Here is a 13,895-nt window from a genome sequence, read left to right on the forward strand (position 1 = left end):
CCGGCCACGTCGGGCGCGCCGGCCACGTCGCCGGCCGCCGCCCCGGACGCGGCCCCGTCGACGGCTGCGAGCCCCCGCTCCGCGCCGAGCACTCAGGCCCTGCCGGCGGCCCCGGCCGGCAGCACGTCCGGCAAGGTCGAAAACGCCGCGACGACGACCAACCCGGCCGATCCCACGTCGGTGCCGTCCAAGGTCTTCACGCCGCGGCCCGGCGCCCCGACCCCGAAGTGGACGCCGCCCGCCCCGAAGCCGCCGACCGGCACCGGCTGGCTGACCGGCGTGCCGCACGGCAGCAACACCCCCGGCCCGATGGACCCGCGCTGCATGACCGGCCGCGTGATCTGCATAGACATGAGCACCAAGACCCTGCTGTGGGTGGTCGACGGCAAGCCGCAGTACGGCATGGACGTGCGGTTCGGCGACGAGAACAACCCGACGCGCAAGGGCAAGTTCGACATCTACATGAAGATGAAGGACTGCGTCTCGACGATCTACCACACCCCGATGCCGGACGCGATGTTCTTCAGCGGCGGCGAGGCGGTCCACTTCTCCATCGACTTCAAGACCTACGGCTACGCGCACCACTCGCACGGCTGCGTGAACGTCCGCGACCGGGCCGCCGTGGACCGGCTCTTCGCGGACACCCGGGTCGGGGACACCGTGATCGTCTACTGAGCGCGGAGTAGCAGCACCCTTCACGGAGGTCCCACAGCGAGCGCCTTTCCCCGTCCGGTGACCCCTCTCACCGGCGGGGGAGGCGCTCGTGACCGTTTTGATACAGTCTTACTACGTGCGCTTCCTGAATGATTACTCCCCGCCGTACGACCTGACGTATGACGACGTGTTCATGGTCCCCGGCCGTTCCCAAGTCGGCTCCCGCCTCGCGGTGGACCTCAGCAGCTCCGACGGGACCGGCACCACCGTCCCCCTCGTCGTGGCCAACATGACCGCCGTCGCCGGCCGCCGCATGGCCGAGACCGTGGCCCGCCGCGGCGGCATCGCCGTCATCCCCCAGGACATCCCGCTCGACGTGGTCGCCGACGTCATCGGCTGGGTCAAGGACCGCAGCCCGGTCCACGACACCGCGATCAAGCTCGGGCCGCACAGCACCGTCGGCGAGGCGCTGGCCCTGCTGCCCAAGCGCGCGCACGGCGCCCTGGTGGTCGTGGACGCGGACGACCGGCCGGTCGGCATCGTCACCGAGGCCGACTGCGCCGGCGTCGACCGGTTCACCAACCTGGCCGACATCATGTCCCGGGACCTGCTGACCATCCCCGACGGCACCGGCGCCCAGCAGGCCTTCGACGCACTGAACGGCAAGCACCGGCTGGCCCCGGTCGTCGACGCCGACGGCAAGCTGACCGGCCTGTGGACCCGCAAGGGCGCCCTGCGCTCGGCCCTGTACAAGCCGGCCCTGGATTCCCGCGGCCGCCTGCGGATCGGCGCGGCCATCGGCATCAACGGCGACGTCGCCGCCCGGGCCGAGGAGCTGCTCGGCGTCGGTGCCGACGTCCTGGTCATCGACACCGCCCACGGCCACCAGGACAGGATGTTCGAGGCCCTGGCCGCGGTCCGCGCGCTCAACCCGGGCGTGCCGCTGGTGGCCGGCAACGTGGTCTCCCCCGAGGGCACCCGCGACCTGATCGAGGCCGGCGCGGACATCGTCAAGGTCGGCGTCGGCCCGGGCGCCATGTGCACCACCCGCATGATGACCGGCGTCGGCCGCCCGCAGTTCTCGGCGGTCCACGAGTGCGCCGCCGAGGCCCGCCGCCTCGGCAAGCACGTGTGGGCCGACGGCGGCGTCCGCCACCCGCGCGACGTCGCCCTGGCCCTGGCCGCGGGCGCGTCGAACGTGATGATCGGATCCTGGTTCGCCGGCACCTACGAGTCGCCCGGCGACGCCGTCCGCGACAGCGACGGCCGGCTCTACAAGGAGAACTTCGGGATGGCCTCGGCGCGCGCCGTGAAGCTGCGCACCGCCGAGGACTCGGCGTTCGACCGGGCCCGCAAGGCGCTGTTCGAGGAGGGGATCTCCACCTCGCGGATGTACCTGGACCGGGAGCGGCCGGGCGTGGAGGACCTGATCGACGCCATCACGGCGGGAGTGCGCAGCTCGTGCACCTACGCCGGGGCGAAGGACCTGGAGCAGTTCCACGAGCGGGCCGTGGTCGGGGTGCAGAGCGCTGCCGGGTACGCCGAGGGGAAGCCGCTGCACAGCAGCTGGTGACGCCTCGGGATGTGCGTGGGCGCGGGTGAGCTTCTCCCGCGCCCAGCCGCTTCTACTGGTAGTACTGCGGATTCTCGAAGGGGTCGGACGAGCCGTACGGGGTCTGGCCGTACGGATCCGGCGCGGGCTGCTGCGGGGGAGCGGGGTAGGGCATCGGGCGGGGTGCCGCGCGGCGGAGGTCGCGGTTGTCGCCGCCTCCTGATCCGGCCCCGGCGCCCGCTCGGGTGCCGTCCAGGTTCCACTCGCCACTACGCCGGCTCTCCGGCATGCGTGACACCGGGCTGACGCGGCCGGCCGAGGCGCTGTTGCGGCCCAGGCGCGCTCCGGCCAGGGTGTCGTCGGTGACCGGGGTGTCGTCGCTGAGGTCGTCGATCACGCCGCGGCGGCGGCCTCGGCGCTCCTGCAGGTCCGAATAGGACAAGGACGCCGCGTCGTCCTCGTCGTCGTCGAGGTCCTCCCCGGCGGCGAAGAACGCCGCGAGCCCCGTCGTGATCGGCACGGCCGCGGCCAGCCCGATCGAACCGACCAACGTGCGCACGATCTCCTCGGCCACGACCTCGGCCCCGGCCGCCCCGGACCAGCCCTGGCTGGAGGTCGTCAGCAGGACGAACAGCGGGAGGCTCCCGCCGGCGTAGGCCAGGACCAGCGTGTTGACGGTCGAGCCGATGTGGTCGCGACCGATGCGCATCCCGGCCCGGAACAGCTCGCCGGCACCCAGCGACGGGTCGGCGGCCTTCAGCTCCCAGACCGACGAGACCTGGGTGGCGGTGACGTCGTTGAGGACGCCGAGCGCGCCGATGATGATGCCGGCCAACAGCAGACCTTGCACGTCGACCTTGCCGAACAGCCCCGCCACCGTCTGCGCCGTGTCCTCACCCAGTCCGGTCAGATGCGCGAGCTCGGTGCTGACCATGCCCAACCCGCCGATCAGCACCAGGCTGAGCGCGGTCCCGAGCACCGCGACCGAGGTCCGGACCGAGACGCCGTGGGTGGCGTACATGGCCGCGAACAGGATGACCCCGGCGGTCACCGCCGCCACCTCGATCGAGTTCTCCCCGGCCACGATGGCCGGCAGCGTGAACTTGATCAGCACCCCGAACGACACGGCCAACGCGGCGATCGCCCCGACGCCCCGCCACCGTCCCACCACGACCACGAACAGCGCGAACACGATCGCCAGGCTCATCAGCGGCGGCCCCCGCTGGAAGTCCCGGATGTCGTACTGGCCCTCCGGCGGCTGGCTCCGGTCGTAGACCAGCACCAGGTCGTCCCCGACCGCGTACTTGGGCGTCGCGGGATCCACCCCCACGGTCACCGTCGCGGACGTCCCCTTGGTCGGCCCGTCGGTGATCTGGATGGTGAGCTGGTTGTTCATCTTGTCCTGCGTACCCAGCCCGGTGGGCGCACCGTTCCCGGGCGCGTTGCCGGTACCCCCGGCAGCCGCCTCCACCAGCTTGGAGGCGGTGACCGTGCCGTGCACCCACGTCTGCGAAGGCATCGGCGACGTCGGCTTCGTGTTCTGCGGCCACAACAGGGCCAACCCGGCCACCGCGGCCGCCGCCACCGGCAGCAGGAACACGGTGATCAGCGTGCGCAGCCGCGGCGACGCGGGCGTCGCCGGCCCGTGCCCGTGACTGTGCCCGGCTCCGCGTCCTCTTCCGCCCCCGCTGCTCCCATGCCCGGACCTCGAACGTCGGCTGCTAACGGCCATCGGCACTCCGTGGGTCGGCGTTGCTGGGCGAACCCGCTTCCTGCGGACGCGCACAGGCCCGGGCTGCCGCCACACGATAGCGGCTGAAGTTCAGAAGCAAGCCAGGTCGAGTGAACATCTTTGCGGATTCTTGACTGGTGTCGAGGAGGTGTCACTCGCCGGAGACGGAGGGGGCTGTCGTGCGTCTCGCGGAGCGTGCTCTGGGACGGACTCCTGGGAGGTGAGGATCTAGGCTGGCGGCGCGGTGGCCGGCGGCGAGGGCCGCGGATGGTGCGGGTCGCGGATGGTGCGCCTTCGCCTCGCCGCTTGCAGGATACGTGGTCAGTGGTCGGGAACTGGGAGGTCGAGGACCGGTGACGGTGGCGCGGTCGGTGGTGCTGTTCGTGGTGGCCGCCGTACTGGAGATCGGCGGAGCCTGGCTGATCTGGCAGGGCGTGCGCGAGCATCGGGGCTGGTCCTGGACCGCGTGCGGGGCGGTGAGCCTGGCGCTGTACGGATTCGTGGCCACGCTTCAGCCGTCAGGGGACTTCGGCCGGGTGCTGGCCGCGTACGGCGGGGTGTTCGTCGCGGGATCGCTGCTGTGGGCGTGGGTCGCGGACGGTTACCGCCCGGACCGCTTCGACATCATCGGGGCCGCCGTGTGTCTGGTGGGCATGGCGATCATCATGTACGCGCCGCGGCGCTGACCCCGTCCGTCGCCGACCCTCGCCGCGGCGGGCCACGCGCAGCGGAGCCGGCTCGCCGACCGGACGACCCGCCACGCCGCCGGTGCATATCAGCCTCCTGCCGCGCCGACAGTAGGTGCGGACCCGGCGGCGGTCCGATCATGTTCTGATCGCGGACCGGGCGTCGCGCGCGAGGGCCTTGTCGGGGCATGATCGACGCATGCGCGTGACGGTCTTGGGCGGCAGCGGTGCGTGGCCGACTGCTACGGAGCCTTGCAGTGGATTCCTGGTGGAACACGACGGATTCTCCCTCCTCGTGGACGCCGGCTACGCGGTCCTGCCCGAGCTGATGGCGGTGATGCCGGTCGAGGACCTGGACGCGGTCTACATCAGCCACGGCCACCCCGACCACTGTTCCGACCTCAACCCCCTGCTCCGGGCCCGCGCCCTGGGCGGCAACGACCCGAAACCCCTCAGCGTCCACGCCCCCCATCGAGCCCTGGACGCCGTCCTGGCCCTCGACCGCCCCGGCATGCTCGACGCGGCCCTCACCCGTCACGACTTCGAACCAGGCGACACCTTCGCCATCGGCCCCTTCGACGCCCGCACCACCCTCCTCCCGCACTGGCTCCCCAACGCCGCCCTCCGCCTCACCACCGCCACCAGTTCCCTCGTCTACACCGGCGACGGCGGCCCCACCCCCTCCCTCCCCACCCTCGCCCAAGGCGCCGACGCCCTGATCGCCGAAGCGACCTACCCCACCCACACCCCCACCGACGACGGCGGCAACCTCTCCACCGCCCGCGACGCCGCCCGCCAAGCCACCCAAGCCGACGTCGGCCGCCTGATCCTCACCCACCTCTGGGCCGGCGCCGAACCCGACGAATACGTCGATGCCGCCTCCTGCGACTACGAAGGCCGCATCTACGTCGCGACCAGCGGCCTGTCCTTCGAGCTGTAGGCGCCGCTGCCGAGCCGCCGCCCTGATGAGCGCGAGCGCGAGGCCGGATGAGTGCGAGGCCGGATGGCCGGATTGCACGGTGGTGGGGCGGCTCGGCGCGTGAGCCCTGAGGCCCTGGCCGGCAGGTTGGAGGCCGGACCAGCTGCGGGTCGCTGCGCGGAGCGGGATGGCCGGTGTGGGTAGTAGTGGTGGCGCGGGCAGCGGGCAGCGGGCAGCGGGCAGCGGGCAGCGCGTCGAGTGGCGCGAGCGGGATGGCGAGGAAACGCGGTGGTCGGGCAGCCTTGTGGCAGGCCGTGCCGAGACTGCGGGAGGTCGGATGGCCGGGGCATGCGCTGGTTGTGCAGCCCACCCATCGGTCGCGGAGCGGACGGTCGGCGTCCCGGGTGTCGCCGGCCGCCCGCGTCGCGTCGGGCGGGTGCTACTCGCTGACGGTGAAGCTCACCGGGCCGGACTCGCTCGCGGAGTGAGCGGAGTCGCCGCTGTATTTGGCGGTGGCGGTGTGCTTGCCGGGGCTGAGCTTGACCTTGACCGAGGCCCGGTTGCTGGAGATGGGGATCGGGCCGGAGGAGGAGCCGTCGACGAAGAAGTCGACGGTGCCGGTTTCACGCGGGGTGCCGGCGGTGCGGTGGGCCATGGAGACGCGGGCTGACATGGTGACGGCGCGGGTGGAGGTGAGCTTCTTGCCCATCGAGAGCTTTGTCACCGTGGCGACGGGGCCGGACTCGGGGGACTTCTTCGGGCCGGACTTCGGGGTCTTCTGGTTGTCGGACTTGGGGGTCTTCGGGGTGTTGGACGACGGCGGCTTCCGGTCCGTGCCGCCCGAGTCCGGGCTGGCGCCGTCGGTGGTGGAGGGGTCGGCGACTCGGTGCATGACACCCTTGGGGTGATGCGCGCCGGTTCCGGCCGAGCCGGTGTGGTGGCTCGGCCGTCCCTTCTTGTGACCGGGCTGCTGATCGTTCTTATGGCCGTTCTTGTGGCCGGCGTGTCCCGGGCCCGCGTGCCCGGACGTCGAATGCTTCACGTCATGCCCCACCCTCGCCGGCCGCTCCGGCCCGGCCGGATGCCCGCTCGCGAACGCCGTCGCCGGCGTCAGCATCAGGGCGGCGGCAGCTGTCGCGATCGCCGCCGTGGAGCAGCGGCGGGCGTGCGGCGTGGTCAGCGTCTTGCGAAAGTTCATGGTGGTTGTCCTCCAGATCGTGCTACGACCGTCCAGGCCGGCGACGGGGTGTCGCTGCGGTCCCGGCGATGTGGACAACTCTCCTGGATCGCATCAAAACGGACATCCGTCATGATGCTTAGATCAACCTCGTGTAAACAGACGAGGCCGAATGGGTGATCGTCGGGGAACTGGTCAGTCCTCGTCCTGGAACCCGTAACGGCGGCCCAGCACCGGATCGGTCTCCCACCAGGGACGGGAGCGCAGTGACTCCTCATCGGGGGCGGCTTCGGCGGCGCCTGCCGCAGAAGTATGAGAAATGGACGCCGGTGCCGGGGTCGCCCAAGCGTCCAGTTCCGCGGCGTCCAGTTCCGCGTCCACCTCGGCGGCCCGCTCCCGGTCCTCCGTGAACATCCGTCGCCACAGAGCCCCGATGAACGGCACGCCGGCCAGGTCGCCGATCAGCCACAGCGCCCCGCCGCCCCACACCTGGTCCTGCTTCGGCGTCGGCCCCCAGCCCCGGTTCAGCGCCGTGTACCAGTCGCCGGCGACCAGGTTGTGCCCCAGCATCAGCGTCAGGCCCAGTGCCCCGTCGGCGATCGCCTCCGCGAACGTGATCCACACGGACACCAGGTGCGGGTACTCCTTCGGCACCGGGTCGAGCCGCAACCGCGTCCAGTAGTAGAAGAACCCCAGCCCGGTCAGCGCGAAGCTCAGCACCCACGCCGCCCCGCGCGAGCGCAGCGTGTCTTCGTACAGCGGCGAGAAGTACACGGTGAACGGCGTCGCCAGGAACACCAGCGACACCACCGCCGGGAACGTCACCAGCGCCGCGATCCGCGAGGCGAGCGCGCGCCGGATCGCCACCGCCAGCCATCGCGGTCCGCCCTCGACCGCCAGTCGCACCGGTGCGCCGAGCGCCAGGAACAGCGGCACCACCATGAGCAGCGTGATGATCTGCACGGCCCGTGGCCAGAACAGCACTTGCTGGTACACCCCGAGGAACGACATCGTCGTCCACCCGAACAGCGCCAGGCCCAGCCAGAACGCCACCGTCCGGTTGACCGGCCAGGCCTCCCCGCTGCGCCGCACCCGCACCGTTCCCGCCGCGTAGAGCCCCGCGACCGCCAGCAGGATCGCGATCACGACGGCGTTCCAGTGCCACGCCGTCGCCACCTCCGACCCGGTCAGCGGAGCGGGCATCGGCACCGTGGTCGAGGCTGGCGTCACCATGGCTCCTGGCCCTTGCTCGTGTCGTCTTGCGTGGTGGTTCCGCCCAAAAAGGCAGGAAGCGCAGCCATCCTATGACTGCGCTTCCTCCGGGTTTAAATCACCCGGCGGTTCAGCCGACGGCCGAGTTGTAGTCGCTGATCAGCTTCGAGATCTTCGACGACGCGTCCGCCAGCGCCGCTTCGGGGGTGGTGCCGGTGGTCGCCACGTTCAGCATCGCCTGCTCCAGGTCGGCGCGCGCCTGCGGCATCACGCCCAGCACGCACCCGGCGGTGGCGGTGCTCGGCTTGGTGGCGGTCAGCTCGTCGATCGCGGTCTGGAACTGCGGGTGCTGCTGCCGGTAGGCGACGTCCGTCGGGTCCTGCAGCGCCGCCACGCTCACCGGGAAGTAGCCGGTCGCCTGGTGCCAGGCGGCCTGCTGCTGCGCGGAGGAGGCGAACTTGGCGAACTCCCAGGCCGCGCGGACCTCGGCGTCGGAGTGCCCGACCCGGTCGATCCACAGCGACGCGCCGCCGATCACCGGGCCGCCGCTGTCGGAGGCGCTGGCCTTGGGGAACGGCGCGGTGGCCACGGTGAACGGCGTGGCGGCCTTGGCGCCGGCGTCCACATAGCCGCCGAGCACGCCGGTGGACTCCAGGTTCATCGCGACCTTGCCGCTCTTGAACGCCGCCTGGGCGTCCGCGGTGGGCCGGCCGGTGTTGGCCGCGTAGCCGCCCTTGACCAGGTCGGACCACCACTTGGTGTAGGCCAGCGGCGCCCCGGAGGTCAGGTTCAGCTTCGTGGCGCGGGACGTGCGGCCGTTGTCGTTGTCGCAGTAGGGCGCGCCGGACTCGGCGGTGAGCTGCTCGACGAACCAGCCGTAGTCCGCCGCGCCGAAGCCGTACTGGGTGGTGGTGCCGCCGGAGTCCTTCACCGTCAGCTTCTTGGCGGCGTCGGCCAGCTCGTCCAGCGTCTTCGGCGGGTTCGCCGGGTCCAGGCCGGCCTTCTTGAACGCCTCGACGTTGATGTACAGCAGCGGCATCGAGGAGTTGAACGGCATCGACTGCAGCTTGCCGCCGATCGAGTAGTAGTTCACGATGTTCGGCTGCAGGTCGGTCAGCGGGAAGCCGTCCTTCGCGGCCAGGTCGGCGATCGGCAGGGTCTGCTTGGAGTCCACCATGAACCGGGTGCCGACGTCGTAGACCTGCATGATCGACGGCGTGGAGTGCGAGGTCACCGAGGTCTTGTACTTGGCGATCGCGTCGTCGTAGTTGCCCTGGTAGGTGTCCGTGACGTGGATCTTGCCCTGGTACTTGGCGTTGAAGGCGTCGACGATCGCGGTGACCGCCTTCTGGTTGGTGTCCTTCATGCTGTGCCAGAAGGTCAGGTTCACCACACCGGTGGCCTTGTCCAGCGCGTCCGCCCCGGGAGCGCCGTTCGACGAGCCCCCGCTGGAACCACCGGACGAGCCGTCCTTCGACGACGACGAGCTGCACGCGGCCAGCGCGAGCCCGGCGGCCAGCAGCCCGGCGGCTATGCGCGCGGAGCGGCCGTGGAACGTTCTCCTCATTGAGATCTCCCCTGTGAAGTGAGACGGGACGGTGCTACTTGACCGCCCCGCTGGTCAGACCCTTGACGATGAACTTCTGCCCGAAAACCACCAGCAGCAGCGTCGGCAGCACCGACAGCGCGACCCCGGCCAGGATCAGCCGCGGGTCGGCCGACTCGGAGTTGTTCAGCTGCGACATCCCCAGCTGCAACGTCTGCATCTTGGGGTTGTCGGTGACCAGCAGCGGCCAGAAGTACTGGTTCCACGCCGACAGGAACGAGTACACGGCGATCGCCGCGATCGTCGGCCGCGAGACCGGCACCACGATCCGCCACAGGAACCGCCAGTGCCCCGAGCCGTCGATCCGCGCCGCGTCCCGCAGCTCCATCGGGAACTGCCGGAACGACTGGCGCAGCATGAAGGTCCCGAACGCGGAGGCCAGGAACGGCAGCACCAGCGCGAAGTAGGTGTTCGCCAGGTGCGCGTCGGCGATGGTCTTGTAGTTGGGGATGATGATCGCTTCCCAGGGGATCATCAAGGTGGCCAGGAACAGCCCGAACACCGCGCCGCGCCACTTCAGGGGCAGGAACACGAAGGCGTAGGCGGCCAGCAGCGAGGTCACCACCTGCGCCACCGTGATGATCCCGGCGACGATCACGCTGTTCAGGTACTGGTGCCCCAACGGCACGGCGTTGAAGACGTCCGTGAAGTTGCGCGGGTGCAGCCCCGACGGCACCAGCGCCGGCGGCGCCTTGGTCAGGTCGCGGGTCGGCATGACACTGCCGGCCAGCGCGTAGTAGACGGGGAACACCACCGCCAGCGCGGCGGCGATCAGCACCAGGTAGACCAGGGCCTTGGCCAGCCGGTCCCGCACCGTCGCGCTCACCGGTAGAACACCTTCCGCTCCAGCACCCCGAATTGGATCGCGGTGAGGATCAGCACGATGACCAGCAGGACGATCGCATAGGCGCTGGCCGTCCCCAGGTCGCTGTTGCCGTTCTCGAAGCCCCTGTTGTAGATGACGTACACCAGGGTCATGGCCTTGGCGCCGGGGCCGCCCTCGGGGGCCAGGACCCGGATCGCGGTGAACGCCTGCAGCGAGTTCACGGTGGAGACCACCGTGAGGAAGAACAACTGCGGCGACAGCAGCGGCACCACCACCGACCGGTGCAGCCGCCACCCGGTCGCGCCGTCCAGCCGGGCGGCTTCCAGGATGTCGGCCGGGATCGCCGCCACGCCGGCGGACAGCACCAGCACGTTGTAGCCCAGCGTCAGCCACACCTGGACGGCGGCCACCGAGAACAGCACCCAGGCCGGGTCCGTCAGCCAACCCACCGGCTTGGCGCCGAAGTGCCCCAGCATCCCGTTGGCGATGCCGATCGCCGGGTTGTAGATCACGGCGAAGATCACCGATGCGCTGGCCGCGGAGAAGGCGAAGGGCAGGGCGAAAGCACTTCGGAAGATGCGGATGCCCCGGATCCGGGATTCCATGAGGAGCACCAGCACCAACGCTCCGAGCACCCCGGGAACCACGGTGAGCAGCGTAAACATCGCCGTGGTGCTCAGGACCGTGTAGAAGTCGGGGTCGGCGAACAGATCCTGGAAGTGCTTGAACCCTACGTAACGCGAGGAGTTGCCGAAGATATCCGACCCGTGCGTGCTCAGCACGAACGACTCGACCAGCGGATACAGGATGAACACCGCGAAGACGGCCAGTGACGGGAGCAGGAACAGCCAGGCCAGGCCGTGCTCTCGCGACAGCGACGCCGAGCGCCGCCGCCCACCCCGTCCCACAGCGGCGTCCGGCACCTCTTCGGCGCTTTCCAACGCCCCCTCTAGCGCAGCCAATCCCAAACCCCTTACACCCCATGCCCCGATACGGAAGTCCTTGACAGTCCGCAGAGCCCCGCGACGCCGATCAGCTTGACGCCGGGCCCGGAACGAACGGTAACGCGCGGGCATACCTTTGGCGACAAGTTACGGGGCGCGAAGCAGAGTGCGAAGCCCCCCTTTTCATGCCCCCGCCCGTGTATTAGAAGACTGAATAGGGCATCCTAAGAAAGAGAGACGGTGGGTGCGCGTCAGGCGGCCCGATCACTACGGCGCGGTCGGCTTCCGGCGTCCCGGACGGCTGCGTGCTTGGCAGAAAGGGCCGTGACATGCGCGGACGGGACTTCAGGCTGGCTTATGGCGCCACCCTGCTGGGTTTAGTCTTCGCCCTCTGGCTCGGCGGCGTCCGCTCGGCGACGGTCGTGGCCATGCTGGCGGTGCTCGAGGTGGCCTTGTCCTTCGACAACGCGGTCGTGAACGCGACCGTGCTCCGCCGCTTCGACGAGCGCTGGCAGCGGCTCTTCCTGACCGTGGGCATCCTGATCGCCGTGTTCGGCATGCGGCTGCTGATCCCGTTGGTGGTGCTGGTGGCCGCCACGCGGCAGAACCCGTTCCACGTCCTGAGCTCCTCGGTGAAGGACCCGAACGGCTACTCCCACGAGATCCTCAACGTGCAGCCGCTGATCGCGGCCTTCGGCGGGGTCTTCCTGCTGATGATCTTCATGGACTTCTTCCTCAGCGACCACGACCAGATCTGGCTGCCGTTCTTCGAACGGCGTCTCGCCGCGTTCGGCGAGCGGTTCAAGCCGCTGGCGCTGGAGGCGTTCCAGGTGGTCGGCGTCGTGCTGTTCCTGGGCGTCGCCGCGCTCACCTTCGGCAAGGAGCACCAGCTCGGCGTGCCGACGGCCGGCGTGATCGGCCTGGTCACGTACTTCACGATCAAGCGGCTGTCGGACAGCGCGGCCGACAAGAGCGAGAGTTTGGCCGCGGCCGGCAGCGACACACCACCGCAAGGACGCCAGGCGCTGATGCTGTTCCTGTACCTGGAGGTTCTGGACGCGTCGTTCTCCTTCGACAGCGTCATGGGCGGCTTCTCGGTCACCGTGGACATCGCCCTGTTCACCATCGGCCTGGGCATCGGCGCGGCCTACGTCCGCAGCCTGACCGTCTTCCTGGTCCGCAAGAAGGCCCTGGACAAGTACGTCTACCTGGAGCACGGGGCGTACTACTCGATCGGCATCCTCGCCGTGCTGCTGCTGGTGGAGATCGGCAAGGACGTGCCGGACTGGGTCGCGTCGATCGCCGGCACGTCCATGATCGTGGCCGCCTTCGTCCACTCGGTGGTGAAGGCCCGGGGGGAAAGCAGCGCGGGCGCCGATCTCCCGGCCGCGCACTCCTGACAGCACCGACGCGCCGGGCTGACCAGGTCGACGACGCCGACCCCGGCCAGCCCGCCGCGTCCGGAGCTTCGTCAGGCGCCGTGGTGCCCGCTCGAACCGCCGGCCGCGCGCACGCCGACGGCGACTCTCCAGGTCTCCAACATGACCAGCTCTGAGATCCGCCACCCCTTCTCCGTGCGGCGGAAACCGACGAAGTAGAAGCCGCCGCCGGGGTTCCAGATGTCGCCCTTCTGCCCCGGCACGCGCACCGACATCGGGTTGAAGAAGTGCGCCTCCACGCAGGCGCTGTCCTCATGGATGTCGAAGCGCCGGTTCACGATCAGGTGCGCCCGCACCGGCACCTGGGCCAGGGCCTTCTCCAGCCACTGCTGCGCCTCCGCCACCGGACCGCGCGGCCCGCCGCTGGACTGGTAGTCGAACACCGCGTCCTCGGTGGCCAGCCGTGTGAGTTCCGTCACCTGATCGGTGTCGATGGCCACCGCATAGGCCGTGAGCAGGTCGTCGAGGGCGAAGCGGTCGGCTATCGCCTGCTCGCTCTTCAATGCCGCCTCCAAATGAACGTGCATTCGCAGGAGTGAATCTGCCGTGCAGGGGGCATGACTGCCAAGGCACGGACAGCATGGCAACTGTACCGACGGCGGGGGAGCCGTTCCGATACGGGACGAAGCGCGCCACAGACGTGTGAGGTGATGGAAGTGCTCGGGGTCGGGCGGGAGCCGCTTGGCGGCTACCGGATCACCTTCGCGGTGCCCACGAAGTCCGAGGGGGCTTCGGCCGCGCGGCGCGTCGCGCGCGAGATCCTCGTCGACTGGGGGCTGGACCTGGACGAACCCGTGGTCGACTCAGCGATCGTGATCATCAGCGAGCTGGTGACCAACACCGCCAAGCACGCGGCGCTGCTGTGCCGCCAGGCCGAGGTGACACTGGCGCTGGAATACGGCTGCCTGTCGGTGGCCGTCCACGACCGCCACCCGCACCGGCCCAAGGCGCTGCTCAGCCCGCATCCCGACGACAGCGGCGGCTGGGGGTTGCAGCTGGTCCGGGACCTGACGGCGGAAGCCGGGGGGCGGACCGAGGTGCCGGCCGACGCCGATGGCGGCGGGAAGACGGTGCGAGTGGAGCTGCCGCTGCGGCGGGTCGCGGGGTGCTGGGCGACTGCTGCGGCGGGGGCCGCGTAGGTCGGCACT

13 protein-coding genes are annotated in these 13,895 nt (G+C 70.2%); 6 read left to right on the forward strand and 7 right to left on the reverse strand.

What is annotated here, in order from left to right; translation table 11 throughout:
- Together ABD466_RS03665 and ABD466_RS03670 are read left to right on the forward strand one after the other, a co-directional pair.
- On the forward strand, positions 1-675 hold a 675-nt coding region (locus ABD466_RS03665), incomplete at its 5' end, for a L,D-transpeptidase (protein ID WP_344655473.1).
- Between the two features lie 115 nt (positions 676-790).
- Entirely contained in the window at positions 791-2,227 is a 1,437-nt protein-coding gene (locus ABD466_RS03670) for a GuaB1 family IMP dehydrogenase-related protein (protein WP_344655742.1), read from the forward strand.
- Positions 2,228-2,279: 52 nt separating this feature from the next.
- Here the strand turns inward: ABD466_RS03670 and ABD466_RS03675 are convergent, their stop codons facing one another.
- Entirely contained in the window at positions 2,280-3,806 is a 1,527-nt protein-coding gene (locus ABD466_RS03675; RefSeq protein WP_344655474.1) for a YibE/F family protein, read from the reverse strand.
- A gap of 485 nt (positions 3,807-4,291) precedes the next feature.
- Here ABD466_RS03675 and ABD466_RS03680 point away from each other — a divergent pair, with 485 nt between their 5' ends.
- On the forward strand, positions 4,292-4,624 hold the full coding sequence (locus ABD466_RS03680) for a YnfA family protein (RefSeq protein WP_344655475.1): 333 nt from the start codon (positions 4,292-4,294) through the stop codon (positions 4,622-4,624).
- A 199-nt stretch (positions 4,625-4,823) separates the two neighbouring features.
- A complete protein-coding gene (locus tag ABD466_RS03685; RefSeq protein ID WP_344655476.1) occupies positions 4,824-5,564 on the forward strand; it encodes an MBL fold metallo-hydrolase in 741 nt (246 codons plus the stop codon).
- 418 nt (positions 5,565-5,982) lie between these two features.
- Here the strand turns inward: ABD466_RS03685 and ABD466_RS03690 are convergent, their stop codons facing one another.
- The 5 genes from ABD466_RS03690 to ABD466_RS03710 form a co-directional block, all read right to left on the reverse strand.
- A complete protein-coding gene (locus ABD466_RS03690; protein ID WP_344655477.1) occupies positions 5,983-6,741 on the reverse strand; it encodes an Ig-like domain-containing protein in 759 nt (252 codons plus the stop codon).
- Positions 6,742-6,915: 174 nt separating this feature from the next.
- The gene (locus ABD466_RS03695; protein WP_344655478.1) at positions 6,916-7,953 is read right to left on the reverse strand and encodes a cytochrome c oxidase assembly protein; all 1,038 of its coding nucleotides are present in this window, start codon (positions 7,951-7,953) and stop codon (positions 6,916-6,918) included.
- A 109-nt stretch (positions 7,954-8,062) separates the two neighbouring features.
- A complete protein-coding gene (locus ABD466_RS03700) occupies positions 8,063-9,499 on the reverse strand; it encodes an ABC transporter substrate-binding protein (protein WP_344655479.1) in 1,437 nt (478 codons plus the stop codon).
- A 34-nt stretch (positions 9,500-9,533) separates the two neighbouring features.
- Positions 9,534-10,364, reverse strand: coding sequence for a carbohydrate ABC transporter permease (locus ABD466_RS03705; protein ID WP_344655480.1), 831 nt, complete (start codon positions 10,362-10,364; stop codon positions 9,534-9,536).
- Positions 10,361-11,326, reverse strand: a complete 966-nt coding sequence (locus tag ABD466_RS03710; protein ID WP_344655481.1) for a carbohydrate ABC transporter permease — start codon at positions 11,324-11,326, stop codon at positions 10,361-10,363. Before ABD466_RS03710 ends, ABD466_RS03705 begins: the two co-directional genes overlap by 4 nt.
- A gap of 311 nt (positions 11,327-11,637) precedes the next feature.
- Here ABD466_RS03710 and ABD466_RS03715 point away from each other — a divergent pair, with 311 nt between their 5' ends.
- A complete protein-coding gene (locus ABD466_RS03715) occupies positions 11,638-12,708 on the forward strand; it encodes a DUF475 domain-containing protein (RefSeq protein ID WP_344655482.1) in 1,071 nt (356 codons plus the stop codon).
- A gap of 71 nt (positions 12,709-12,779) precedes the next feature.
- Here the strand turns inward: ABD466_RS03715 and ABD466_RS03720 are convergent, their stop codons facing one another.
- The gene (locus ABD466_RS03720; RefSeq protein WP_344655483.1) at positions 12,780-13,274 is read right to left on the reverse strand and encodes a nuclear transport factor 2 family protein; all 495 of its coding nucleotides are present in this window, start codon (positions 13,272-13,274) and stop codon (positions 12,780-12,782) included.
- Positions 13,275-13,397: 123 nt separating this feature from the next.
- On the opposite strand from ABD466_RS03720, the gene ABD466_RS03725 reads away from it, so the two are divergent.
- The gene (locus tag ABD466_RS03725) at positions 13,398-13,886 is read left to right on the forward strand and encodes an ATP-binding protein (RefSeq protein WP_344655484.1); all 489 of its coding nucleotides are present in this window, start codon (positions 13,398-13,400) and stop codon (positions 13,884-13,886) included.
- Positions 13,887-13,895 lie beyond the last annotated feature (9 nt).

This window comes from Catenulispora subtropica, assembly GCF_039531675.1.
Classification (GTDB): Bacteria; Actinomycetota; Actinomycetes; order Streptomycetales; family Catenulisporaceae; genus Catenulispora; species Catenulispora subtropica.